General features: G+C 71.6%; 24 protein-coding genes. 18 read left to right on the top strand and 6 right to left on the bottom strand.

Annotated elements, in window-relative coordinates; translation table 11 throughout:
• Window positions 1-10: 10 nt before the first annotated feature.
• Together GON04_RS24965 and GON04_RS24960 are read right to left on the bottom strand one after the other, a co-directional pair.
• Entirely contained in the window at window positions 11-958 is a 948-nt protein-coding gene (locus tag GON04_RS24965) for a tripartite tricarboxylate transporter substrate binding protein (RefSeq protein WP_157400649.1), read from the bottom strand.
• 115 nt (window positions 959-1,073) lie between these two features.
• Window positions 1,074-2,213: a TIR domain-containing protein gene (locus GON04_RS24960; RefSeq protein WP_157400648.1), complete on the bottom strand. Its 1,140-nt coding sequence runs from the start codon at window positions 2,211-2,213 to the stop codon at window positions 1,074-1,076.
• Window positions 2,214-2,313: 100 nt separating this feature from the next.
• On the opposite strand from GON04_RS24960, the gene GON04_RS24955 reads away from it, so the two are divergent.
• From GON04_RS24955 to GON04_RS24900, 12 genes are all read left to right on the top strand, one after another.
• Window positions 2,314-3,480, top strand: a complete 1,167-nt coding sequence (locus GON04_RS24955) for a mandelate racemase/muconate lactonizing enzyme family protein (protein WP_157400647.1) — start codon at window positions 2,314-2,316, stop codon at window positions 3,478-3,480.
• Window positions 3,477-3,869, top strand: a complete 393-nt coding sequence (locus GON04_RS24950) for a hypothetical protein (RefSeq protein ID WP_157400646.1) — start codon at window positions 3,477-3,479, stop codon at window positions 3,867-3,869. Before GON04_RS24955 ends, GON04_RS24950 begins: the two co-directional genes overlap by 4 nt.
• A gap of 26 nt (window positions 3,870-3,895) precedes the next feature.
• Entirely contained in the window at window positions 3,896-4,183 is a 288-nt protein-coding gene (locus GON04_RS24945; protein WP_181653757.1) for a hypothetical protein, read from the top strand.
• A 144-nt stretch (window positions 4,184-4,327) separates the two neighbouring features.
• Complete coding sequence (locus tag GON04_RS24940) at window positions 4,328-5,887, top strand: acyl-CoA synthetase (protein ID WP_157400645.1); 1,560 nt, start codon at window positions 4,328-4,330, stop codon at window positions 5,885-5,887.
• Between the two features lie 198 nt (window positions 5,888-6,085).
• On the top strand, window positions 6,086-7,606 hold the full coding sequence (locus GON04_RS24935; RefSeq protein WP_157400644.1) for an AMP-binding protein: 1,521 nt from the start codon (window positions 6,086-6,088) through the stop codon (window positions 7,604-7,606).
• A gap of 18 nt (window positions 7,607-7,624) precedes the next feature.
• The gene (locus GON04_RS24930; RefSeq protein WP_157400643.1) at window positions 7,625-8,557 is read left to right on the top strand and encodes a fumarylacetoacetate hydrolase family protein; all 933 of its coding nucleotides are present in this window, start codon (window positions 7,625-7,627) and stop codon (window positions 8,555-8,557) included.
• Between the two features lie 32 nt (window positions 8,558-8,589).
• The gene (locus tag GON04_RS24925; RefSeq protein ID WP_157400642.1) at window positions 8,590-9,552 is read left to right on the top strand and encodes an ABC transporter substrate-binding protein; all 963 of its coding nucleotides are present in this window, start codon (window positions 8,590-8,592) and stop codon (window positions 9,550-9,552) included.
• Between the two features lie 4 nt (window positions 9,553-9,556).
• Window positions 9,557-10,363: an ABC transporter ATP-binding protein gene (locus GON04_RS24920; RefSeq protein ID WP_370530025.1), complete on the top strand. Its 807-nt coding sequence runs from the start codon at window positions 9,557-9,559 to the stop codon at window positions 10,361-10,363.
• A gap of 1 nt (window position 10,364) precedes the next feature.
• Complete coding sequence (locus GON04_RS24915) at window positions 10,365-11,204, top strand: ABC transporter permease (RefSeq protein WP_157400641.1); 840 nt, start codon at window positions 10,365-10,367, stop codon at window positions 11,202-11,204.
• Window positions 11,201-11,962: an ABC transporter permease gene (locus GON04_RS24910; protein WP_157400640.1), complete on the top strand. Its 762-nt coding sequence runs from the start codon at window positions 11,201-11,203 to the stop codon at window positions 11,960-11,962. Before GON04_RS24915 ends, GON04_RS24910 begins: the two co-directional genes overlap by 4 nt.
• Window positions 11,963-11,985: 23 nt before the next feature.
• A complete protein-coding gene (locus GON04_RS24905) occupies window positions 11,986-12,984 on the top strand; it encodes an MBL fold metallo-hydrolase (RefSeq protein ID WP_157400639.1) in 999 nt (332 codons plus the stop codon).
• Window positions 12,985-13,001: 17 nt separating this feature from the next.
• Window positions 13,002-13,532 carry a cupin domain-containing protein gene (locus GON04_RS24900; protein ID WP_157400638.1) on the top strand — a complete coding sequence of 177 codons (531 nt, stop codon included), beginning with the start codon at window positions 13,002-13,004 and terminating at the stop codon, window positions 13,530-13,532.
• Between the two features lie 48 nt (window positions 13,533-13,580).
• Here the strand turns inward: GON04_RS24900 and GON04_RS24895 are convergent, their stop codons facing one another.
• Window positions 13,581-14,150, bottom strand: a complete 570-nt coding sequence (locus GON04_RS24895) for a LuxR C-terminal-related transcriptional regulator (protein WP_157400637.1) — start codon at window positions 14,148-14,150, stop codon at window positions 13,581-13,583.
• A gap of 67 nt (window positions 14,151-14,217) precedes the next feature.
• Window positions 14,218-15,054 (bottom strand): LOG family protein, encoded by an 837-nt coding sequence (locus GON04_RS24890; protein WP_157400636.1) that lies wholly within the window; start codon window positions 15,052-15,054, stop codon window positions 14,218-14,220.
• Between the two features lie 148 nt (window positions 15,055-15,202).
• Here GON04_RS24890 and GON04_RS24885 point away from each other — a divergent pair, with 148 nt between their 5' ends.
• On the top strand, window positions 15,203-16,171 hold the full coding sequence (locus GON04_RS24885) for a Bug family tripartite tricarboxylate transporter substrate binding protein (RefSeq protein WP_157400635.1): 969 nt from the start codon (window positions 15,203-15,205) through the stop codon (window positions 16,169-16,171).
• A gap of 18 nt (window positions 16,172-16,189) precedes the next feature.
• On the opposite strand, the gene GON04_RS24880 is transcribed toward GON04_RS24885, so the two are convergent.
• Window positions 16,190-16,696, bottom strand: coding sequence for a hypothetical protein (locus GON04_RS24880; RefSeq protein ID WP_157400634.1), 507 nt, complete (start codon window positions 16,694-16,696; stop codon window positions 16,190-16,192).
• A gap of 106 nt (window positions 16,697-16,802) precedes the next feature.
• Here GON04_RS24880 and GON04_RS24875 point away from each other — a divergent pair, with 106 nt between their 5' ends.
• The 4 genes from GON04_RS24875 to GON04_RS24860 all read left to right on the top strand — a co-directional run bounded on the left by GON04_RS24875 (window position 16,803) and on the right by GON04_RS24860 (window position 21,073).
• Complete coding sequence (locus tag GON04_RS24875; RefSeq protein WP_157400633.1) at window positions 16,803-18,383, top strand: FAD-dependent monooxygenase; 1,581 nt, start codon at window positions 16,803-16,805, stop codon at window positions 18,381-18,383.
• Window positions 18,380-18,562, top strand: a complete 183-nt coding sequence (locus GON04_RS24870) for a hypothetical protein (RefSeq protein WP_157400632.1) — start codon at window positions 18,380-18,382, stop codon at window positions 18,560-18,562. Before GON04_RS24875 ends, GON04_RS24870 begins: the two co-directional genes overlap by 4 nt.
• A gap of 81 nt (window positions 18,563-18,643) precedes the next feature.
• Window positions 18,644-19,729, top strand: a complete 1,086-nt coding sequence (locus GON04_RS24865; protein ID WP_181653756.1) for a flavodoxin family protein — start codon at window positions 18,644-18,646, stop codon at window positions 19,727-19,729.
• 210 nt (window positions 19,730-19,939) lie between these two features.
• Entirely contained in the window at window positions 19,940-21,073 is a 1,134-nt protein-coding gene (locus tag GON04_RS24860) for a DSD1 family PLP-dependent enzyme (RefSeq protein WP_157400631.1), read from the top strand.
• A 31-nt stretch (window positions 21,074-21,104) separates the two neighbouring features.
• Here GON04_RS24860 and GON04_RS24855 read toward each other — a convergent pair whose 3' ends face one another.
• Window positions 21,105-21,764: a hypothetical protein gene (locus GON04_RS24855; protein WP_232533180.1), complete on the bottom strand. Its 660-nt coding sequence runs from the start codon at window positions 21,762-21,764 to the stop codon at window positions 21,105-21,107.
• Window positions 21,765-21,977: 213 nt separating this feature from the next.
• Here GON04_RS24855 and GON04_RS24850 point away from each other — a divergent pair, with 213 nt between their 5' ends.
• Window positions 21,978-22,355 carry a DUF192 domain-containing protein gene (locus GON04_RS24850; protein ID WP_157400630.1) on the top strand — a complete coding sequence of 126 codons (378 nt, stop codon included), beginning with the start codon at window positions 21,978-21,980 and terminating at the stop codon, window positions 22,353-22,355.

The raw sequence follows: 22,355 nt of genomic DNA, 5'->3' as shown, positions 1-22,355 counted from the left end.
CCGCCCCAGCTTACTTCTTGCCCAGGCCCAGCCGGGTCGCGCCCTCGGTGTACAGCTTGGTCTTCTCGGCCATGAAGCCGTCCATCTGCTCCAGCCCGATGTTGACCAGCTCGAAGCCGGCCTTGGCGGCCAGGTCCTTCATCTCGGCGTCGGTGTTCAGCGCCATCCACATGTCCGACAGGCGCTTGCGCTCGGCCGGCGGGGTGGACTTGGGCACGCCGATGCCGCGGTAGGCGCCGTCGACCCAGTCGATACCCAGTTCGCGGAACGTGGGAACGTCGGGCATGAGCGGATGGCGCTTGTCCATCGCCACCGCCAGCGGCCGGATGCGGCCCTTGTTGGCGATGGCGAACGGCGTATAGGTCATGGCGCCGTCGACCTGGGAGCCGATGACCGAGGTGGCCATGTCGCCGGTGCCCTTGAACGGCACGTAGATGGTCTTGACGCCGAAGGCGGCGTTCAGGCGCTCGTGGGCCGCGTGGTTGGCCGAGTTCAGGCCCGACCCGCCCAGGCTCAGCTTGCCGGGGCTGGCCTTGGCCGCCTGCAGGAAGTCCTGGAACGACTTGATCGGGCTGGACTCGGGCACCACCAGGATGTCGGGCGTGTAGTGGAACCAGAACACCGGCACGATGTCCTGGGTCTTGTACTGGACCTGCCCCTCGATCGGCTGGAACACGATGTGCGGCAGGTTGATGCCCACCACGTTGGCGCCGTCGCCGGGCAGCTGGTTGATCTGCGTCCACATCAGCGCCCCGCCGGCGCCGGCCTTGTACTGGATGATGGTCTCGACGGCCGGGCACTTCTTCTTCAGCAGCACCTGCTGGTGGCGCGCCGACAGGTCCGACTCGCCGCCCGGCGGGAACGCCTGCCAGTAGTTCACGTTCCGGTCGGGGCAGGCCTGGGCCAGTGCCAGCGGCGCCGCCAGGGCGAGGCCGAGGGCGGCGAGCAGTTGTCTCATCGGATGTCTCCTTGCGTTGGCATGCAACCAGGGACTTGTCGCAGAAATGGCCGGTGGGCGCAATCGGGCCCACCCGCGTGCGCCCGGCCCATCGGCAGCCGGGCCGCGAGGGCGCTCAGAGCGCGCGGTTCATGTCGACGTCGAGGCCGGCCTTGCGCATCTCGCGCGCGACCAGCAGGCGCCACAGGTCGCCCTCGTCGCGGGTGTGCACCAGCACCATGTCCTTGAGCTCGGCGGCGACCGACGGCTTGCCGTCGACCAGGAACAGCACCTTGCGGCGCCCCAGCACGCCGAACAGGAAACCGATCTCCAGCAGGGTCTCGGTGCGCGGGCCGGACGTGCCCGGTTCGGCGGCCAGACCGGCCGGCGTCACCAGCACGATGGCGTAGGCGGCGCCGCGCGTTCCCTCCAGGCGGTCGACGAAGGTGGTGTCGTCGCTGACCGGCCCATCGCCCACCAGCACCGGTTCCAGCCCGAGCTGCTCGACGAAGCCGGCGACCGACCGGGCCGCCGCATCACCGATGCTGCTGACGATGGCGACGCGGCGTGCGTCGGTGGCAGCGGCGGGCGTGGAAGGCTGGGACATGGGCATGGGGGCGGTCTTGGCGGTGGTGGGCGGGACTTCGGTCTCCAGCGTGGCGGACACGGTGGAATCGAAGAAGGAGTCGTCGTCGCGGCCGGACGCGACGGCGGATGCCGGCGTCGGTGCTGGCGTGGCGGCGGGTGTCGGCGTCGGCGCCGGTGTTGGTACCGGAGTGGGGACGGGTGTTGGCACCGGGGTCGGTGCGGGTGTCGGTCTGGGCGACGGCGCGGGAGCCGACGTCGGTGCGGGCGTGGCGGCCGGGGCCGGCTTGGGCGTGGCCGGCGGCGGCGGGGCCGCCTTGGTCGATGCTTGCTTGGCCGGACCCGCCTGCGCCAGCCGTTCGGCGAGCACCTTGCCGGCCGACTTCAGGTTGACGGCGGCGGCATCGAGCGCCTTGCGCAGGCTGTCCTGCAGTTCCTCGGTGGAGTAGCGGTCGCCGAAGCTGGTGTCCAGCGTCGCCTCCAGCGCCACCCGGTGCTCGCGGTACTCCGGCGTGCCGTGACCCAGCGCGTCGGCCAGGGCGTCGTTGATGCGCTTCTGCAGCGACTCCAGCCGCGTGTCCCAGCGGTCGCGCAGGATGCTCACGTCCAGCGTGCGCACCTCCTTGGCCAGCCGGCCCATGCGATCGATCGCGGCTTCGAGCGTGGCCTGGTCGTGGCGCGGGCTGGTCATGCGGGAGGTTTGGTCGGGCGGAGGCGCCACTGTAGCGCTTTCGACCGCGCGGCAACACCACCCGCGCGGCCGAGGCGGGCGGATCGGCGAAGATCGGTGCATGAAGATCGTCGCCCTGCACGAATCCACCCGCCCGATCGCCTCGCCGATCCGCAACGCCTACATCGACTTCAGCAAGATGACCCTCAGCTTGGTCGCCGTCGTCACCGACGTGGTGCGCGACGGCCGGCCGGTGGTGGGCTACGGCTTCAACTCCAACGGCCGCTACGGCCAGGGCGCGTTGATGCGCGAGCGCTTCTTCCCGCGCCTGCTCGAGGCCGACCCGGCCAGCCTGGTCGACGACGCCGGCACCAACCTGGACCCGCACCGCATCTGGGCCACGCTGTTCCGCAACGAGAAGCCGGGCGGCCACGGCGAGCGCTCGGTGGCCATCGGCACCATCGACATGGCGGTGTGGGACGCGGTCGCGAAGATCGCCGGCGTGCCGCTGTACCAGCTGCTGGCGCAGCGCTACGGAACCGGCACGCCCGACCGCAAGGTGTTCGTCTATGCCGCCGGCGGCTACTACTACCCGGGCAAGGACGACACGCAGCTGAAGGACGAGATGCGCCGCTATCTCGACCGCGGCTACTCGGTCGTCAAGATGAAGATCGGCGGCGCCTCGCTCGACGAGGACCTGCGCCGCATCGACTCGGTGCTGTCCATCCTGCAGGACGGCCAGCGGCTGGCGGTCGATGCCAACGGCCGCTTCGACCTCGACACCGCCATCGCCTATGCCAAGGCGCTGTCCCGCTACGACCTGTTCTGGTACGAGGAGGCCGGCGACCCGCTCGACTACGAACTGCAGGCCACGCTGCGCAACTACTACAAGAACCCGATGGCCACCGGCGAGAACCTGTTCTCCATGCAGGACGCGCGCAACCTGGTGCGCCACGGCGGCATGCGCCCCGACCGCGACTGGCTGCAGTTCGACTGCGCGCTCAGCTACGGACTGGTGGAGTACCTGCGCACGCTGGACATGCTGCGCCAGCACGGCTGGTCGCCCAGTCGCTGCATCCCGCACGGCGGCCACCAGATGTCGCTGGCCATCGCCGCCGGGCTGGGGCTGGGCGGCAACGAGTCCTATCCCGACCTGTTCCAGCCGTACGGGGGCTTTCCCGACGGCGTGAAGGTGGAGAACAGTTACGTCACGCTGCCCGAGTTGCCCGGCATCGGCTTCGAGGGCAAGGCCGACCTGATCCGCGAGATGCGGGCGCTGGCCTCGTGAGCAGCGCGCTGCTCACGGCCGCCGACCTGGTGCGCCTGGCCGGCGCGCGCCGCCCGGACGGACGCTGCCCGGCCTGCGGCGGCCTGCACTGCCCCGGCTGGGAGGCCCTGCCCGGCGGCTTCGACGCCAGCGTGCTGCGCCAGGTCGGCACCCTGCGCGACCCGGAGGTCTACGAGCCCACCGTGGAGGAATGGCACCCGGGCGGCACCCGCACCTGGTCGGCCGACGCGCCGATCGCGCCGGCCTTCCATCCCTACAACAAGAGCGACGTCCTGCAGTGCAGCGCCTGCGGCCGCGCCTTCCTGCGCTGGACCGAGTACGGCGGCTACTACCGCGAGGACCGCATCCGCGAGTTGGACGCGGCGCTCGTGGTCGACCCGCGCGGCTGAGGGTGGCGCCGAGCCACAATGGCAGCGTGATCGTCGTCTACTGGCTCGAAACCCCGGCGTCCGGCGCGCCGGTGGCGCAGCACGCGGTGTTCGGCGCCGACCAGCTCAACGAGGCGCTGCGCTGTGCCGAGGCGCAGCGCCAGCGCCGCCGCGCCGGCGAGCGCGTGAGCCACGTCAGCCTGCAGTCCGAGCTGCCCGATGCCGTGGGGCAGGCCGGCGTGGCCGATGCGCCGGCGGACTATGCGCACTACAAGCGGCGCATCGACCCGGCCATTCCGCTCGGCCGGCCCTCGGGCCCGCTCGGCGACGGCTGAGCAGCCAGCTCCGGCCCCCCGTCAGGTCTCCCTGTTCCCGTCATGTCGGTCCAACCCGGCATGACGGCTTCCATGCGCTCCGTGTTTTCCCCGCGCCGCACGCGCCACGGCCGGCGGGATACTGGGCCGCACTGGGAGACCCGCATGCATCCTGCCGTCCGCCGCCAGACCCTGGCCGACCTGCTGCGCCGCACCGCGCATCGCCTGCCGGACAAGACCGGGCTGGTCTGCGGCGCCACCAGCTGGACCTTCCGTGAGTTCGACGCGGTGGTCGACCGCGTCGCCGCCGGCCTGGCCGGCATCGGCGTGGCCGACGGCAGCCGGGTCGCGGTGCTGGCGCGCAACTCGCACGGGTTCGCCGCGCTGCGCTTCGCCCTCGCCCGGCTGGGTGCCGTGCTGGTGCCGATCAACTTCATGCTGCAGGCCGAGGAGGTCGCGTACATCCTGCGCCATGCCCAGGCCGGCGTGCTGGCCACCGACAGCGGCCTGGCCGAGGTGGCGCGGCAGGCGGCCGCGCGCGACACCGTGGTGCGCCAGTTCATCTGGCTGCCGTCCGAGGAGGCCACCGACCCGGTGGCCGGCATGGTGTCGTTCGACGAGCTGGCGCGCAGCGCCGGCACGCCGCTCGAGTGCCCGGTGCAGGCCGGCGACCTGGCCCAGATCGTCTACACCAGCGGCACCGAGTCCAGCCCCAAGGGCGCCATGCTCACGCACGATGCGGTGATCTGGCAGTACGCCAGCTGCGCGGTCGACGCCAGCATCGCCACCGGCGACGTGATGCTGCACGCGCTGCCGCTGTACCACTGCGCCCAGCTCGACGCCTTCCTCGGCCCCTGCGTCTACGTCGGCGCCACCAGCATCGTCACCGCGAAGCCGACGCCCGACAACCTGCTGCCGCTGCTGCAGCGGCACCGCATCACCTCGTTCTTCGCCCCGCCGACGGTGTGGATCGCGCTGCTGCGCGCGCCGGCGTTCGACGCCACCGACCTGTCGGCGCTGCGCAAGGGCTACTACGGGGCCTCGATCATGCCGGTGGAGGTGCTGCGCGAGATGGCGCGCCGGCTGCCGCAGGTGGGCTTCTGGAACCTGTACGGCCAGACCGAGATCGCGCCGCTGGCCACCATGCTGGGCCCCGAGGATCAGCTGCGCAAGCCCGGCTCCTGCGGCCGCGCCGTGCTCAACGTCGAGACCCGGGTGGTCGACGAGGCGCTGCGCGACGTCGCCCCGGGCGAGGTGGGCGAGATCGTGCACCGCTCGCCGCACCTGATGCTGGGCTACTTCCACGACGACGAGCGCACGGCCGCCGCCTTCCAGGACGGCTGGTTCCACTCGGGCGACCTGGCCACCATCGACGCCGAGGGCTACATCACGGTGGTCGACCGCAAGAAGGACATGATCAAGACCGGCGGCGAGAACGTCGCCAGCCGCGAGGTCGAGGAGTGCATCTACGGCCACCCGGCGGTGTCCGAAGTGGCGGTGATCGGCGTGCCGCACCCGCGCTGGGTCGAGGCCGTGATCGCCGTCATCGTGCCCAAGGCCGGCCAGGCGCTGACCGAGGCCGACGTGCTGGCGCACTGCGAGGAGCGGCTGGCCGGCTTCAAGCGCCCCAAGGCGGTGGTGCTGGCAGCGTCGCTGCCCAAGAACCCGAGCGGCAAGCTCCTCAAGCGCGACCTGCGCCTGGCGCACCAGCGGCACTTCGCCTGAGGCCGGGTGCGGCGCGCGGCCCTCGGTACAAACCCCATAGGGTAGTCCTACGACTATCCACGCCCGGCGGCGGACGCGATCATTTTCGGCACCACGGACCCGCCGCGCACGACGGCGGGCCAGCAGGAGACAACGCATGGTCGGTGCTGCGCGCAGGATCGTTCGCCGGTCGGTCCCCCAGGGGCCGCGAGGCCGCGCATGAACGTCGCGCAGCTGCTGGTGCGCGCGGCCCGGGTTGCCCCGGGCGACCCGGCGGTGCTGCTGGGCGAGCGCGTGCTGCTCGACTACGCCGGCTTCGCGCGCCGGGCGGCGCAACTCGGTGCCGGCCTGCAGGGTGCCCTGGCCCTGGCGCCGGGTGAGCGGGTCGCCATCCTGCTGCGCAATCGCCCGGAGTACCTCGACCTGCTGTGGGGCGCCTGGATGGCCGGCCTGGCCGTCGTGCCCGTCAACGCCAAGCTGCACCCGCGCGAGGTCGAGTTCATCCTGGCCGACAGCGGGGCCCGGGTGCTGTTCACCGATGCCGACGCTGCCGGCGCGCTGCGCGCGGCGGCGCCGCGCCTGCCTGCCTTGCGGACCGTCGTCGACGTCGACGGCGCCGACTACCCGCGCCTGTTCGGCGACGCGGCGTGCGAGCCAGCCGGGCGCGAGCCGCAGGACACGGCCTGGCTGTTCTACACCTCGGGCACCACCGGCCGGCCCAAGGGCGTGATGATCACGCACCGCAACCTGCTGGCCATGGCCCTGTGCTATCTGGCCGACGTCGACCCGATCGCGCGCCAGGACGCCAGCCTGTATGCGGCCCCGATGTCGCACGGCGCCGGCCTGTACTGCGTGCCGCACGTGCTGGCCGGGGCGCGCCACGTGGTGCCCGCCTCCGGCGGCTTCGATCCGGCCGAGGTGCTGCGGCTGGCGGCGCGGCTGCGCCACGTGTCGCTGTTCGCCGCGCCGACCATGGTCAAGCGGCTGGTGGAGGGCGCGCAGGCGCAGGGCAGCGGCGGCGACGGCATCAAGACCATCGTCTACGGCGGCGCCCCCATGTACGCCGCCGACATCGAGCAGGCGCTGGCCGTGCTGGGGCCGCGCTTCGTCCAGATCTACGGCCAGGGCGAGTGCCCGATGGGCATCACCGTGCTGGCGCGCTCGCAGCTGACCGACACCGCGCACCCGCGCCATGCACAGCGGCTCGCCTCGGTCGGCGTGGCCCAGAGCGCGGTCGAGGTACGGGTGGCGGCGCCGCCCGGCGATGCCGGCGAGGTGCTGGTGCGCGGCGACACCGTGATGGCCGGTTACTGGGGCAACCCCGAGGCGACGGCGCAGGCGCTGCAGGGCGGGTGGCTGCACACCGGCGACGTCGGCGCGCTCGATGGCGACGGCTTCCTGACCCTGATGGATCGCTCCAAGGACCTGATCATCAGCGGCGGCTCCAACATCTACCCCCGCGAGGTCGAGGAGGTGCTGCTGCGCCACCCGGCGGTGCGCGAGGTGGCGGTGGTCGGCCGCCCGCATGCCGAGTGGGGCGAGGAGGTGGTGGCCTTCGTGGTGCCGCGCCCGGGGGCCGCCCTCGACACCGCCGAACTCGACGCCCTCTGCCTGGACAGCATCGCCCGCTTCAAGCGCCCGCGCCACTACCGGCTGATGGACGAGCTGCCCAAGAACAACTACGGCAAGGTCCTCAAGACCGCGCTGCGCACCCTCGACCAGGCCGGCGTCGCCGCCTGACCCCCAGGAGACCCCCGCATGAAACTCGTCACCTTCGACCTGCCCGGTGGCCAGCGCCACATCGGCGCACTGCAACCCGGCGAGCAGCAGCTCGTCGACTTCACCGCGTCCGGCTCGCCGGCGATGCGCGACATGCTGGCGCTGATCGACGGCGGGCCGGCGGCGCTGCAGGAGGCGCGCGGCCTGCTCGCGGCGGCGAAGGTCACGCTGCCGCTGGCCGGGGTGACGCTGCAGGCGCCCCTGCCCGAGCCGCGCCAGATGCGCGACTTCCTGTGCTTCGAGAAGCATTTCCGCCAGGCGCGCGCCAACAGCCACCTGTTCGGCATTCCAGGTGAGCGCGACCCGGCCAAGGTGGAGATCCCGCCCGTGTGGTACCAGGAGCCGATCTACTACAAGTGCAACCGCTTCTCGGTGGTGGGCACCGGCGCCGACGTCATCGTGCCGCGCTACTCGAAGATGATCGACTACGAGCTGGAGTTCGCGGCCATCACCGGCAAGTGCGGCAAGAACATTGCCAAGGACCAGGCTCGGTCCCACGTCTTCGGCTACCTGATCTTCAACGACGTCAGCGCCCGCGACCAGCAGCGGCGCGAGATGGGCGGCACCCTCGGGCCCACCAAGGGCAAGGACTTCGACACCGGCAACGTGCTGGGGCCCTGGCTGGTCACGGCCGACGAGGTGGCCGACCCCTACGACCTCACCATGGTGGCGCGCGTCAACGGCGAGGAATGGTCGCGCGGCAACAGCGGCTCCATGCACCACCGCTTCGAGGACATCATCGCCCACGTCTCGCAGGATGAGACCCTGCACCCCGGGGAGTTCCTCGGCTCGGGCACCGTCGGCGGCGGCTGCGGCCTGGAGCTCGGCCGCTTCCTCAAGCACGGCGATGTCGTCGAGCTCGAGATCCAGGGCCTGGGGATGCTGCGCAACCGCATCGTGTTCCAGCAGTAGCCGTCCCGCCAACCACCACAGGAGACTCCGCCATGTCCTTTCTCATCTCGCTGCCCGGCCTGCTGCGCAGGCTGGCCGCCGGCCTCGTGCTGGGCGCGCTCGCCGCGCTGCCGGCCGCCGCCCAGCCGGCCGCTCCGCAGAAGATCGTGTTCGGCTTCTCGGCCTCGACGGCGTTCGCCAATGCCTTCGTCGCCGCCAATGAGGGCATCTTCAAGAAGCATGGCCTGGACGTCGAGATGAAGCTGGTGCCCAACTCGGCCACCACGCCGGCGGCGCTGATGGCCGGCAGCCTGCAGGTGGCGACGCCCACCGCGCCCAACACCATGCAGGCGGTGGAGCAGGGGCTGGACCTGGTGGTGATCGCCGGCGGCGGCTACTACACCAAGGGCATGGAGGACGTGGCCATCATGGTGCGGCCCGACAGCCCGATCAAGACCGCCAAGGACTTCGAGGGCAAGCGCGTGTCCACACCCGGCCTGAACGCCTTCCTGCATGTGCTGTTCCGCAAGTGGATGAGCGAGAACGGCGGCGACTGGCGCAAGGTGACTTTCACCGAGAACGCGTTCGCGCAGTCCATCGACGTGCTGCGCGCCGGCCAGGTCGACGGCATCCTGGCGGTGCAGCCCTTCCTGTCGCGCGCGCTGGAGACCAACACCGGCCGGGTGGTGGCCTACTACATCGCCGCGCTCGATGGCGAGATCCAGTCGGGCTGGCATGTGGCCAGCCGCAAGTGGGCCGAGGCCAACCCGAAGGCGGTGGCGGCGTTCAAGGCCTCGATCGAGGAAGCCTCGGCGCTGGCGGCCAAGGACCCCTCGGTGGTGCGCAAGGCCAACCTGGTCTACATCCCGTTCCCCGCCGACGTGCAAGCCAAGTTCCCCGATCCCAAGTTCAAGCCGGTGATCACGCCCGACGTGGTGGACCGCTGGAACAAGATCATGGCCGAGCAGGGCATGCTGAAGAAGCCCGTCGAGCCGGCGAAGTTGCTGGTCAAGTAAGGCCGTGCGCAGCTTCCCATCGTCCGGCGGGCCGACGACGCTCGAGCCGACCGGCGCGCCGGTGCTGGCCATCAGCGGGCTCGACTTCACCGTCGGCTCGCTGGACATCCTGCAGGGCATCGAGCTGGCGGTGCACGAGCACGAGTTCGTCTGCATCGTCGGCGCCTCCGGCTGCGGCAAGACCACGCTGCTGCGGATGATGGCCGGGCTGCTCACGCCCACCCGCGGCGAGGTGATGTTCCGCGGCGCCCCGGTCAGCGGCCCGCGCCCGGAGATCGCGGTGGTGTTCCAGGACTACGGCCGTGCGCTGCTGCCGTGGCGCACGGTGGCAGGCAACGTGGAACTGGCGCTGGAGGCGCGGCGCGTCCCGCGCTCCGAGCGGGCCGGCATCGTCGACGAGATGCTGGCGCGCGTCGGCCTGGCCGATCGCAAGGATGCCTTTCCCACCCAGCTGTCGGGTGGCATGCAGCAGCGGCTGCAGATCGCGCGCTGCATGGCGCAGTCGCCGCAGGTGCTGCTGATGGACGAGCCGTTCGGCGCGCTCGACGCCATGACGCGCCAGGGCCTGCAGGACGAGGTGGCGCGGCTGTGCTCCGAGTCGGGCGTGACGGTGGTCTTCATCACCCACGACCTGGAGGAGGCGATCTACCTGGGCGACCGCGTGGTTGCCATGGACCGCCACCCGGGCCGGCTGGCCGAGACCATCGCCATCGACCTGGAGCGGCCGCGCAACCAGCTCACCACGCGCGAGGATGCGCGCTTCCTGGCCTACCGCCACCAGCTGTTCCACCTGCTGCCGCCGGGGCATTGACATGAAGCCCAGCTCCCTTGTGCTGCCCCTGGTGGCGCCACCCGCCGCCACCGTGCGGGTGGCCGGCGAGGGCCGCCTGCTGCGCCTGGTCAAGGGGCTGCTGCTGCCGGTCGCCGTGCTGGCGTTCTGGGAATTCGCCGCCCGCACCGGGCTGCTCAAGGCCGAGAGCCTGTCGCTGCCCAGCGCAATCTTCCGTGCCGCCGTCGCAGTGGTGGCCGACGACTCGCTGTTCACCGCCGCCGCCCAGACCTTCGGCGGTGCGCTGTACGGCCTGGCCGTGGGCGCCAGCGCCGGCACGCTGGCGGGCATCGGCTTCGGGCTGTCGCGCGTCCTCGCGCAGCTGCTGCGCGTGGTCACCGAATCGCTGCGCCCGATCCCCTCGGTGGCGCTGATCCCGCTGGCGCTGCTGATCCACGGCTACGGTTTCAAGATGGAAGGCAGCATCGTGGCCTTTTCCTGCTTCTGGCCCATGCTCATCGTCACCGAGGCCGCCGTGCGCGGCATCGAGCCGCGCCTGCTGGAGGTGGCGCGTGTGCTGGGCTTCAATCTGCCGCAGCGGGTGCTCAAGATCGTGCTGCCGGCCGCGCTGCCGCGCATCTTCGTCGGCCTGCGCCTGGCGGCCGCCGTCGCCCTGGTGGTCTCGGTCACGGTGGAGATCACCGCCAACCCCATGGGACTGGGTTACGCACTCATCGTGGCCCAGGAGGGCATGCGGCCGGATCGCGTGTTCGCCTTCATCTTCTGGATCGGCCTGATCGGCTGGGCACTCAACGCGCTGCTGCTGCGCGCCCAGCGCGGCTGGTTCGGCCGCATGGGCAACTGGGCGGAGTCGCCGACATGAGCCGTCGCGGCGTCCTGATGTGGCTCGCCAGCCTGGGCGTGCTGGCGCTGCTGGTCGGGCTGTGGCAGCTGGCGGCGCTGCGCGAGCTGGTCTCGCCGGTGTTCTTCCCGGCGCCGGCCCGCACCTTCGAGGCCCTGGCCGACCAGGCCGGGAGCGCCGACTTCTGGTTCGCCTTCCGCGAGACCCTGCGCCGCATGGCGTTGGGCTTCGTCACGGCCTCGGTGGCCGGCATCGCGCTGGGCTCGCTGATCGGCCTGTCGCCGCGGGTGCGGCCCTACGTCGAGCCGACGCTGGAGATCATCCGGCCGCTGCCGGCCTCGGCGGTGATCCCGGTGTTCGTGCTGCTGATCGGCCTGAACGACCGCATGATCGTGGTCGCCATCGCCTTCTCGGCGCTCTGGCCCGTGCTGCTCAACACCGTGCACGGCTTCAAGACCGTGGAACCACGCTTGCTGGAAGTGGCGCGCATCCTGCAGATGTCGCGGTGGGAGCTGCTGCGCAAGATCGCGCTGCCCAACGCCCTGCCCGACATCTTCGCCGGGCTGCGGCTGTCGCTCACCGTCTCGCTGATCCTGGCGGTGGTGGCCGAGATGCTGGCCGGCACCGCCGGCCTGGGCCAGAACATCACCCTGGCCGCGCGCTCGTTCCGCAGCGCCGACCTGTACGCCGGCATCGTGGTGCTCGGCGCCATCGGCTACGCCACCAACGTCGCACTCGAACGCGCCGAGCGCTACATGCTGCGCTGGCGCGCCCCCTGAACTACCACCGAAGGAGACAAGCCATGCGCTGGCAATACACCAAGGGACTGCACGACATCGGCAACGGCAACTACGCCTGGCTGCTGCCCGACGGAACCTGGGGCTGGAGCAACGCCGGCCTGGTGACCGACAGCGGCGAGTCGCTGCTGGTGGACACCCTGTTCGACCTCAAGCTCACGCGCGAGATGCTGCATGCGATGCGCAATGCGGTGCCCGAGGCGCTGCAGATCGGCCAGGTGGTCAACACCCATGCCAACGGCGACCATTACTTCGGCAACCAGCTGGTGGCCGACTCCGAGATCATCGTCTCCAAGGCCTGCGCCGAGGAGATGGCCGAGCGCCCGCCGCAGACCCTGATCGACCGCTTCCGCAACTACAAGGCGATGGGCGAGGGCGGCGAGTTCCTGATGCGCCACATGGGCCGGGTGTTCGACTTCAAGGGCATCGTCTACACGCCGCCCACCCAGACCTTCGAGGGCGAGCTCGACCTCAAGGTCGGCAACAAGACAGTCCGGCTCGTGGAGGTGGGGCCGGCCCACACCGCCGGCGACGTGCTGGCCTACGTGCCCGAGGACAAGGTGGTCTACACCGGCGACATCCTGTTCAACGGCGGCCATCCCATTGTCTGGGCCGGGCCGGTCGACAACTGGATCAAGGCCTGCGACCTGATGCTGTCCTGGGACGTCGAGGTGGTGGTGCCGGGCCACGGACCGATCACCGACAAGGGGGGCGTGCGCCAGCTCAAGCACTACCTGGAGTACGTGAAGGCCGAGGCGCGCAAGCGCTATGACATGGGCATGACCCTGGAGCAGGCGGTGTACGACATCTCGCTCAAGGAGTTCGGCTCCTGGACCGATTCGGAGCGCATCGTGGTCACGGTCAACAACCTGTACCAGCAGTTCAGCGGCGACACCTCGCCGCCCGACTCGGTGCGCCTGTTCACCCTGATGTCGCAGTACGAGCAGCGCCAGCGCGCCCTGCACGGCGGCTGCGGCCCCAACTGCGGCCACGCCCACCACTGACACCGACAGGAGACCACATGGCCTGGAGAATCCGCCGCGTCGTGACCGGGCACGATGCCCACAATCGGTCCGCCTTCCTCATGGACGGGCTGGCGCCCAACATCAAGGAGATGGCCTCGATGCCCGGGGTCGCGCTCACCGACCTGTGGGAGACCACCAGTGCTCCGGCCGACAACACCGGCAGCGAGGATGCGGCGGCGCGGCCGGTGAAGCTGGAGCCGCCGTCGGTTGGCAGCATCCTGCGCATCGTCGAGTTCCCGCCCGACACCATGTGGAAGGGCGCCGACGCCGCCAAGGCCTTCGAATCCATCGGGGCCGGCCACGCGCCCGACAAGCACTCGGACGACCCGATGCGGCACAAGACCAGCACGATCGACTACATCATCGTGCTCAAGGGCGAGATCCACGCCATCCTGGACACCGGCGAGACCCTGCTGAAGGCCGGCGACGTGCTGGTGCAGCGCGGCACCATGCACTCCTGGAGCGTGCGCGGCGCCGAGCCTTGCATCGTGGCGGCGATCCTGATCGGGGCGAAGCCGCATCCTTGAGCGGGTGAAGGCGGATGCGCCGGTGCGAAGGCCGTCCGATCCCGCCTCTCAAGGACGAGGCATGCCGAGGATGCGTGCGATCAGTTCGCCCGGGGTGGTGACGCCCAGCTTGTGCATCAGGCGCGAGCGGTGCGCCTCCACCGTGCGATGGCTGACGGCCAGTTCCTTGCCGATCTGCTTGCTGGTCATGCCCGCTACCAGCCGCGCCGCGATTTCGCGTTCGCGGGTGGTGAGATCGGCACTCAGAGGCCGCTGGGCGCTGATGTCCTCGAACACCCAGATCACCGAGGCATAGGGCTTCTCGGGCGTGAAGGAGCGGCCCGCCACGGCGCACCAGAACATGTGGCCCTTGCTGTGCCGCATGATGCGCTGGTCGCGGTAGCTGCCGGTGCGCTGCATGCTCACCGCGCCACGGTCGCCGATCAGCTCGAACTCCTCGTGCGAGGGATAGAGCATCTCGGTCGACTGGCCGGCCAGCTGCTGCGGGCTGTAGCCGAACATCTCGGCCAGCGCCAGATTGCAGCGCTCGATGATGCGATCGTGCGTGACCATCAGGCCGACGGGGGCGTGCTCGAAGATCAGGCCGGGTTCGGCGATCGAGTCGGCGAGGGTGCGCATCGGCTCACGGGTTGACCGAGGGAGGCCCGATCATAGGCACGGCCCGGCAGAGGCCGATACCCGGGATTCACCGCAGGCGCAGGTCGGCCTCGAGCTGGCGCACCAGGGCGTCGGCGTCGTCGGCGAAGCGCAGGAACGCGACCTCCTCGCGGCGGATGGTGCCGCGCGACACCATGTCGTCCAGCCGCACCTGCAGGCTGGCCCAGTGCCGGGCGCGGTCGCCCAGCAGGTAGACCGGCACTGGCGCCAGCTGCCGGCTCTTGATCATCTCCACCAGCTGGAACAGCTCCCACTCGGTGCCGGTTCCGCCGGGGGCGACCAGCACGGCCGCGGAGTGGCGCAGCATCGCCAGCTCGCGCGCGGTGACGCTGGTGAAGATGAGGCCGTGGGTCACGTGGCCGTTGAGCGCCTGGCGCGGGTCGCCGCCGTAGGGCCGCAGCGGGTCGGGTGCCGTGGGGCGGTCGTAGTAGGTCGTGTAGCCCACGCTGGGGCCGCCGGCCTCGCGCGCGCCGCGGTTGGCGGCTTCCATCAGGCCCGGCCCGGCGCCGGTCATGACCGGGACCCGGGCGCCATGGCGGCGGGTCCATTCGGCGGCGACGCGGCGCACCAGCGCGTAGGCCGGATCGTCCTCGCGGATGCGCGAGCTGCCGAACACGGTGACGAAGCCGGCCGGGAAGCGGGCCGCCTTGAAGCGGTCGGCGCAGTGCAGGTCCTGCGCGAACTCGCGCGCGCCGACGGCGTTCTCCAGGCCGGCGTAGCGCCCGATGTAGTCGGCATTGGGCACCTCGGCGCGCGCCGTCGGGCAGTCCGGCGGCGGGGCACCGTCGGCGGCCGGGGGAGGGGCCGCGCAGGCGGCCAGCAGGAGGGCGGCGCCGGCGAGGGCGGCGGGCAGGCGCAGGGTCATGGGCGGGTCCTCGGAGAAGCAGCGCTTGGGCTATGCAGGAAGCCTACCCGAGCCGGGTTTGCGCGGGTCCGGCCGCGCCGGTCCGTCGCTAGACTCGCTGGCTCACCGGCCTGCTGCCCTTCAGACCGATCCCACCCAGGAGACAACGATGCGCTTTCCCACCCGCTGGCTGGCCGTGCTGGCTGCGACCCTCGTCCCGCTCGGCGCCGCGCTGGCGCAGGCCTACCCGAACAAGCCGGTCAAGGTCATCGTGCCGTTCGCGCCCGGCAGCGCCACCGACCAGATCGCACGGGCGTTCAGCGCCAAGGTGGCCGATGCGCTCGGCCAGACGCTGGTGGTCGACAACAAGCCGGGCGTGAACGGCATGCTGGGCGCCGACGCGGTGGCCAAGGCGCCCGCCGACGGCTACACGATCCTGGTCGGCACCAACAGCACCAACGCGGCGCTCAAGAGCCTGATGAAGAAGCTGCCGTACGACCAGGACACGGCCTTCGCGCCGGTCGCCTACCTGGGCCAGGTGCCGCTGATCGTGGCGGTGAACAACGACCTGCCGGCGCGCACGCTGCGCGAGCTGGTCGACATGGCCAAGGCCAAGCCGGGCGGCGTCACCTTCGCCAGCGCCAGCACCTCGCAGCTGGTGTCCACCGAGATGCTGGCCAGCATGGCCGGGGTGCAGATGACCAACGTGCCCTACAAGAGCGGCCCGGCGGCCATGACCGACCTGATCGGCGGCCAGGTGAACCTGTTCACGGCCGACTTCGCGGTGATGCTGCCGCAGGTGCAGGGCGGCAAGGTGCGCGGGCTGGCGGTGACCTCGTCCAAGCGCTCGCCCGCCGTGCCCAACCTGCCGACGGTCAACGAGGCGCTGGGCCTGAAGGACTATGAGCTGATCGCGTACTTCGCCGTGTTCGCGCCGGCGGGCACGCCGGCCGACGTGGTGAAGAGGCTCAACGAGGCTTTCAACGCCGCGGCCAGCAGCAAGGACATCCAGGAGAAATTCGCGCCGATCGGCTTCGTGGTCGAACCCGGCACCCCCGACGCGCTGGCCCAGCGCACGCGCGCCGAGACCGCCAAGTGGGCCAAGGCGATCCGCGACGCGAAGATCGAGCCGCAGTGAAGCGGCGCGAGCGGCGCATCAGTGCGGCCGCTCGCCATCCTGCGGCGGCGTGAACAGCTGCTGCCAGGCCTGCACCATGGGCCCGGCGGCCGACAGGGCGGCGTTGGTCGCTGCCTGCGCCGCCGCCGCCGCCGGGTTGTCGGCCGCATTGTCGACGTCCGGCAGCTCGCCCTCGCGGCCGGCGCTGGCGCCCACCACCATCAGCTCCTGCAGGAAGCGCGCGCCCTCCTGCCACTGGTAGACCAGCAGCGTGCCCTGGATCGACGCCAGCTCCATCGGGCTGGTCGCCTTGCGCAGGTTGTCGGCCGCCTGGCTGTGCAGCAGCGAGGCGCGCTGCGCCAGATGCTGCTGCGCCTGCTGGAAGCGTTCCACGGTGCGGCACCAGTGCGCCATCGACTGGGCTGCCAGCACCAGCTGCTGGCGCGCCAGTTCGGCCCCCGCCAGCGGCGGCCCGGTGCCGTTCTCGGCAGCCGAGGCGGCGCTGGTGGCGTGTTCATTGGACGATCGGGTGGTTCGTGTTGCCATGTACTTTCCTTGAGGGCCGGGAAGGCCGGTGCGGGCACCTTACGGCCACGATGGTGGCGTCGTGGCTAAGCAATCAACTGTTTCCTCGCCCTTTACAGTGGCGTCCATGGATCGTCCCGGCCCGCCGCTGCCCTCGCGCGTCCCCGTCCTGATCGCCGGCGGTGGTCCGGTGGGCCTGACCTGCGCCGCGCTGCTGGCGCGCCACGGCATCGCCACGCTGGTGATGGAGGCCGATGCCGGCTACTGCAGCGGCAGCCGCGCGATCTGCATCTCGCGCCGCTCGCAGGAGATCCTGCACTGGGCCGGCGCCGGGGCGGCACTGCAGGCCAAGGCGCTGCCCTGGACCGGCGGGCGCAGCTACTTCCGCGACCGCGAGGTGCTGCGCTTCGAGATGCCGCACGAACCGGCGCAGCGGTTCGCGCCCATGGTCAACATCCAGCAGTACCACGTCGAGCAGTTCGTGCACCAGGCGCTGGCGGGCATGCCGGCGCAGGTCGCGTGGTCGCACCGGGTCAGCGCGGTGCGGCAGGACGATGACGGCGTGGTGGTGCAGGCGGCCGGGCCGGACGGCGAGCAGGAGCTGCGGGCCGACTGGCTGGTGGCCTGCGACGGCGGCCGCAGCACGGTGCGCGAGCAGCTCGGGCTGGCGCTGGAGGGCACGCAGTACGAGGGCCGCTACGTCATCGCCGACATCGTGCAGGCGACGCAGCGGCCGGTGGAGCGGCTGGCCTGGTTCGACCCGCCGTCCAATCCCGGCTCCACGCTGCTGATGCACCGCCAGCCCGACGACGTCTGGCGCATCGACTACCAGCTGCGCGACGACGAGGACGCGCAGGCGGCGCTGGCGCCTGCGGCCATCGAGCCGCGCATCCAGAGCCACCTGACCATGATCGGCGAGCACGCGCCGTGGCGCATGCTGTGGTCGTCGATGTACAACGCCAAGTGCCTGACGCTGCGCGACTACCGGCACGGCCGCGTGCTGTTCGCCGGCGACGCCGCCCACCTGGTGCCGATCTTCGGCGTGCGCGGCCTGAACTCCGGGCTGGACGACGCCGGCAACCTGGCCTGGAAGCTGGCCGCCGTGCTGCAGGGGCGGGCGCACGAGCGCCTGCTCGACTCGTACTCGGTCGAGCGGGTGCAGGCGACGCGCGAGAACCTGGCCTACGGCGCCAAGAGCACCGAGTTCATGGCGCCGCCCAACTTCGCCTTCACCCTGATGCGCGACGCGGCGCTGCGCCTGGCGCTCGACGAGCCGCGCGTGCGCGCGCTGATCAACCCGCGCCAGTCGGCGCCGATCGCCTACGCCGCGTCGCCGCTGAACGGCCCGGAAGTCGGCGCCTGGACCTCGGCGGCAGCAGCGCCCGGCGCGCCGGCGCCCGAGGCCCTGCTGCTGGGCGAGGGCGGCGAGTTCCACCTCAGCACCTGCTTCGGTGCCGGCTGGGTCGCGCTCGTGCTCGGCGGTGCCGGTGCCGTCGCGCGCAGCGAGGTCCAGGGCGGCTGGACGCTGCTGCAGGTGCCCGACGCCGCCGACCACCTGGGCCAGGCGCGCCAGCGCTACGGGCTGCCGGGCGGCGCCGGCGCGCGGCTGGTGCTGGTGCGGCCGGACGGCTACGTGTGCGGCCGCTGGGACCACGTCGACCTCGATGCGGCGCGCCGCGAACTGGCCAGCCGGGGAGTGCAGCCATGACCGACCAGGATCTCGACCTTGCCTACACGGCCGTGTGCCACGCGCTGGCCGAGGCGGGCCCGCAGCAGGCGCAGCGCCTGCTCGCCATGCTGTGCCTGGCGCTGCTGGTGCGCTTCGACCGCGCTGAGGACGTGCTGCCGGTGATCGAGTCGGTGCGGCAGCGCGCGGCCGAGCCCTGAGGGCGGCGCCGGCCAACCCGGCCATGGGCTAGGGCGGTGCGCCTACAGCCCATCGGCGTGGCGCTTCCTAGACTGGCCGGCATGACCACGCCCACCGTCCGCACCGGCCAGGCGCCGCCGTTCCCGATGCCGCGCGCCGAATTCCGCGTCCGCTTCCTGCAGGATTTCTACGACCCGGCCTACCGGGCCGAGGCGGCCGCCATCGACCGGCTGGAGGCGATCGCCTGGGACGCCTACCAGCAGGGCCGCAAGGCGCCGATCACGCAGAAGGCCGGGCCCGGCTATGCCGACCCCGACTACGACCTGTCGGTCGAATGGCGGGCCGCCAGCGAACGGCTGAAGGCGGCGCAGGCGCGCTGGGCCGAGCCCGCGACGCCCACCCGCCTCCTGCTGGTGTGCTGCTCGTCGCGCAACGACGGCACCTGCCCGGGCGAGATGTCCAAGACCTTCCGCCTCACCCAGCTGGCGCGCGAGGCGATCGACAAGGAAGGGCCGGGCACCGAGATCGACCTGCTGGACCTGAGCCTGCTGGTGTCCGACTACGACCGCCACATCCATCCCTGCAAGGGCTGCGCGTCGACCGCCATGCCGCTGTGCCACTGGCCGTGCAGCTGCTACCCGAACCACGCCGAGCGCCAGACCGGCGACTGGATGAACGAGATCTACGAGCGCTGGGTCAGCGCCCACGGTGTCATCCTGCTCACCCCGGTGTACTGGTACCAGGCGGCCAGCCCGCTCAAGCTGATGATGGACCGCATGGTGTGCGCCGACGGCGGCAACCCCGACCCGACCACCACCCACGGCAAGAAGGCGGCCGAGGCCAAGGCGCTGGAGCTGGCCGGCTGGGAGTACCCCAAGCACCTGGCCGGCCGCTTGTACGGCGTGGTGGTGCACGGCGACGTCGCCGGCATCGAGGGCGTGCGGCGCTCGCTGTCCGACTGGCTCGACTGGATGGGGCTGCACGATGCCGGCGTGCACGCGCGGCTGGACCGCTACATCGGCTACTACGAGCCCTACGCCGACAGCCACGACACCCTGGACCGCGACCTGGCCGTGCAGGAGGAGGTGCGCAACGTCGCCCGCGCCGTGCTGCGCGGCGTGCAGGAACTGCGCAGCGGCCGCTTCCACCCACCCGGTTGCCACCTGCAGCGGCCGCGGCCGAAGTGAATCCGGGAGCGGGGCGGGAGCGGGGGCGGACTGCCGTCCGCAGCAGGCGCACAAGTGCGCAGAAGACGCAGACGACATTTCCAGACGAGGGTGGATTCCGCGACGCCGCCAGCGCTGGCGCCTTGCGTCCCGGGGTTTATCCTTCTGCGTCCTTCGGCGCTATTTTTTCTGCGTCTTCCGCGTCCGGGAGTCCGCATTCCCGCCTTCACCATGACCTCGCTCCACAACCTCCCCACGCCCGCCGCCATCGTCGACATCGCGCAGATGCAGCGCAACATCGACCGCATGCAGGCACGCATGGACGGCCTCGGCGTGCGGTTGCGGCCGCACGTGAAGACCACCAAGTGCCTGCCCGTCGTGCGCGCCCAGCAGGCCGCCGGCGCCCAGGGCATCACGGTGTCGACGCTCAAGGAGGCCGAGCAGTTCTTCGCTGCCGGCATCACCGACATCCTGTACGCGGTCGGCATCGTGCCGGACAAGCTGGAGCAGGTGCTGGCCCTGCGCCGGCGCGGCTGCGACCTGAAGCTGATCACCGACAACGCCCAGGTGGCACAGGCGGTCGGCCGCTTCGGCCGCGACCACGGGCACGCGCTCGAGGTCTGGATCGAGATCGACTGCGATGGCCACCGCTCCGGCGTGCCGCCCGAGTCGACCACCCTGCTGGAGGTGGGGCGGGCGCTCGCCGAGGGCGGCAGCGTGCTGGGCGGCGTGATGACGCATGCGGGCTCGAGCTACGACCTCGATGACCCGGTGGCGCTGGAAGCGCTGGCGGAGCAGGAGCGCGCCGCCTGCGTGCGCGCCGCCGAACGCCTGCGCGCGGCCGGCTTCGACTGCCCGGTGGTCAGCGTCGGCTCCACGCCCACCGCGCTGTCGGCGCGCGCGCTGCCCGGCGTGACCGAGGTGCGCGCCGGCGTCTACGTGTTCTTCGACCTGGTGATGGCCAACGTGGGCGTGTGCCGGCCGCAGGACATCGCGCTCAGCGTGCTCACCACCGTCATCGGCCACCAGCCGGCCAAGGGCTGGGCGATCGTCGACGCCGGCTGGATGGCCATGAGCCGCGACCGCGGCACCCAGCGCCAGCGCACCGACTACGGCTACGGCCAGGCCTGCATGCCCGACGGCGTGCTGCTGGACGGCTACGTGCTGAGCGGTGCCAACCAGGAGCACGGCATCCTGTCGCGCGCCGGCGCGCCCGACCCCGACATCGTCACCCGGCTGCCGGTGGGCACGCGCCTGCGCATCCTGCCCAACCACGCCTGCGCCACCGGGGCCCAGTTCCCGCGCTACGAGGCGCTGGACGCCGCCGGCGCCAGCGTCGCCTGGGAGCGATTCTCCGGCTGGTGAGGCTGCGCGCGGCGGCGGGCCGCCGCGGCGGTCAGTACGGCGGCGAGAAGCCGTTGCGGCCGGCCGTGATGCGGGTCGCGGTCGGCTTGCCGGCCACCTCCTGCGCGGTGACCGAGACGCCGCCGCCGGCCACCAGCAGGTCGCGTGCGCCGGGGCGCAGGCTGACGATGGGCGTGCCGGGCGCCACCACGATGGTCTGCTGGCCGCCGGGGTAGGTCAGCTGCAGGCGCTCGCCGTCGCTGGCGCCGGCACGGCCGGCGACGGTGGCGTTGGTCATCGTGCTCTGGGGCAGGAAGTCGAACGGCCGGTGGCCTTCGCCGGTGCCGCGCATGGCCTCGGGGAACACCAGCACCGCGATCGCCTTCTGGGTGCCGTCGGCCTGCGGCATGGCACCCACGCCGACGAAGCTGTTGGGCTTCACCTCGGCCATCGTCACCGGGAACATCTCGGTGACCACCAGGTTGGCGGGCAGCGCCAGTTCGATGCGCTGGCCGCTGCGCTCGCGCAGCACCAGGGCATCGGCCGTGACGCTCTCGATGGTGCCGCGCAGGCGCGCGGTCGGTGTCGCTGGCGTGCCCTGGGCGGCAGCCAGCAGGGGCGCCGCAGCCGCGGCCAGGACCACGGCGGCCTGCAGCCAGCTGCGGCGCGAGGAGGAGAGGGGGACGGCAAGCGGACGGCCAATGGGTGGCATGCAAACCTCCGGGCTGGAAACGCCGCGCAGCATACGCCGAAGTGGCGCGGCGCGCCGGCCGGCGATTCGGGCGCCGATCCGGCCGGCAGCGGGCGGGCTGCGGCGTGGCCCTACAGGCGGATGCGGCGGCCGCTGCTGGGCACGTGCACCAGCCCGGGGCAGGATGGCCGTTGTTTCCCCCACCACCGACTCACGCACCGACTTCACGCCGCCATGAACCTCGTCCGCATGCAACTCGCCGCCGGCGACCACGCCATCGATGCCCGTGTCGCCCGCACCGACGAACAGCGCGCCCTGGGCCTGATGCACCGGGTGGAACTCGGGCCCAACGAGGGGATGCTCTTCATGTGCGACGAGGCGGCGGTGCAGAACTTCTGGATGAAGGACACCCCGGTGGCGCTGTCGATCGCCTTCCTGGAGGAAGACGGCACCATCCTGCACCTGGACGACCTGGAGCCGTTCTCGCTGGAATCCTGCAGCAGCGAGCACGCGGTGCGCTACATCCTCGAAGTGCCGCACGGCTGGTTCGCCGAACACGGCATCCGCAAGGGCGACCGCATCACCGGACCGGTGTTCGCGGTCACGGCCTGA

The organism is Ramlibacter pinisoli (assembly GCF_009758015.1).
In the GTDB taxonomy this organism is placed as follows: Bacteria; Pseudomonadota; Gammaproteobacteria; order Burkholderiales; family Burkholderiaceae_C; genus Ramlibacter; species Ramlibacter pinisoli.
This window is presented reverse-complemented; position numbering and strand designations above follow the sequence as displayed.

Coding starts and splice junctions, on each gene's coding strand:
- GON04_RS24925 (WP_157400642.1), top strand. CDS start 8,590: ATGTCCTTTCTCATCTCGCTGCCCGGCCTGCTGCGCAGGCTGGCCGCC.
- GON04_RS24955 (WP_157400647.1), top strand. CDS start 2,314: ATGAAGATCGTCGCCCTGCACGAATCCACCCGCCCGATCGCCTCGCCG.
- GON04_RS24935 (WP_157400644.1), top strand. CDS start 6,086: ATGAACGTCGCGCAGCTGCTGGTGCGCGCGGCCCGGGTTGCCCCGGGC.
- GON04_RS24960 (WP_157400648.1), bottom strand. CDS start 2,213: ATGACCAGCCCGCGCCACGACCAGGCCACGCTCGAAGCCGCGATCGAT.
- GON04_RS24940 (WP_157400645.1), top strand. CDS start 4,328: ATGCATCCTGCCGTCCGCCGCCAGACCCTGGCCGACCTGCTGCGCCGC.
- GON04_RS24965 (WP_157400649.1), bottom strand. CDS start 958: ATGAGACAACTGCTCGCCGCCCTCGGCCTCGCCCTGGCGGCGCCGCTG.
- GON04_RS24915 (WP_157400641.1), top strand. CDS start 10,365: ATGAAGCCCAGCTCCCTTGTGCTGCCCCTGGTGGCGCCACCCGCCGCC.
- GON04_RS24910 (WP_157400640.1), top strand. CDS start 11,201: ATGAGCCGTCGCGGCGTCCTGATGTGGCTCGCCAGCCTGGGCGTGCTG.
- GON04_RS24865 (WP_181653756.1), top strand. CDS start 18,644: ATGACCACGCCCACCGTCCGCACCGGCCAGGCGCCGCCGTTCCCGATG.
- GON04_RS24885 (WP_157400635.1), top strand. CDS start 15,203: ATGCGCTTTCCCACCCGCTGGCTGGCCGTGCTGGCTGCGACCCTCGTC.
- GON04_RS24900 (WP_157400638.1), top strand. CDS start 13,002: ATGGCCTGGAGAATCCGCCGCGTCGTGACCGGGCACGATGCCCACAAT.
- GON04_RS24875 (WP_157400633.1), top strand. CDS start 16,803: ATGGATCGTCCCGGCCCGCCGCTGCCCTCGCGCGTCCCCGTCCTGATC.
- GON04_RS24855 (WP_232533180.1), bottom strand. CDS start 21,764: ATGCCACCCATTGGCCGTCCGCTTGCCGTCCCCCTCTCCTCCTCGCGC.
- GON04_RS24850 (WP_157400630.1), top strand. CDS start 21,978: ATGAACCTCGTCCGCATGCAACTCGCCGCCGGCGACCACGCCATCGAT.
- GON04_RS24905 (WP_157400639.1), top strand. CDS start 11,986: ATGCGCTGGCAATACACCAAGGGACTGCACGACATCGGCAACGGCAAC.
- GON04_RS24895 (WP_157400637.1), bottom strand. CDS start 14,150: ATGCGCACCCTCGCCGACTCGATCGCCGAACCCGGCCTGATCTTCGAG.
- GON04_RS24930 (WP_157400643.1), top strand. CDS start 7,625: ATGAAACTCGTCACCTTCGACCTGCCCGGTGGCCAGCGCCACATCGGC.
- GON04_RS24890 (WP_157400636.1), bottom strand. CDS start 15,054: ATGACCCTGCGCCTGCCCGCCGCCCTCGCCGGCGCCGCCCTCCTGCTG.
- GON04_RS24880 (WP_157400634.1), bottom strand. CDS start 16,696: ATGGCAACACGAACCACCCGATCGTCCAATGAACACGCCACCAGCGCC.
- GON04_RS24860 (WP_157400631.1), top strand. CDS start 19,940: ATGACCTCGCTCCACAACCTCCCCACGCCCGCCGCCATCGTCGACATC.
- GON04_RS24870 (WP_157400632.1), top strand. CDS start 18,380: ATGACCGACCAGGATCTCGACCTTGCCTACACGGCCGTGTGCCACGCG.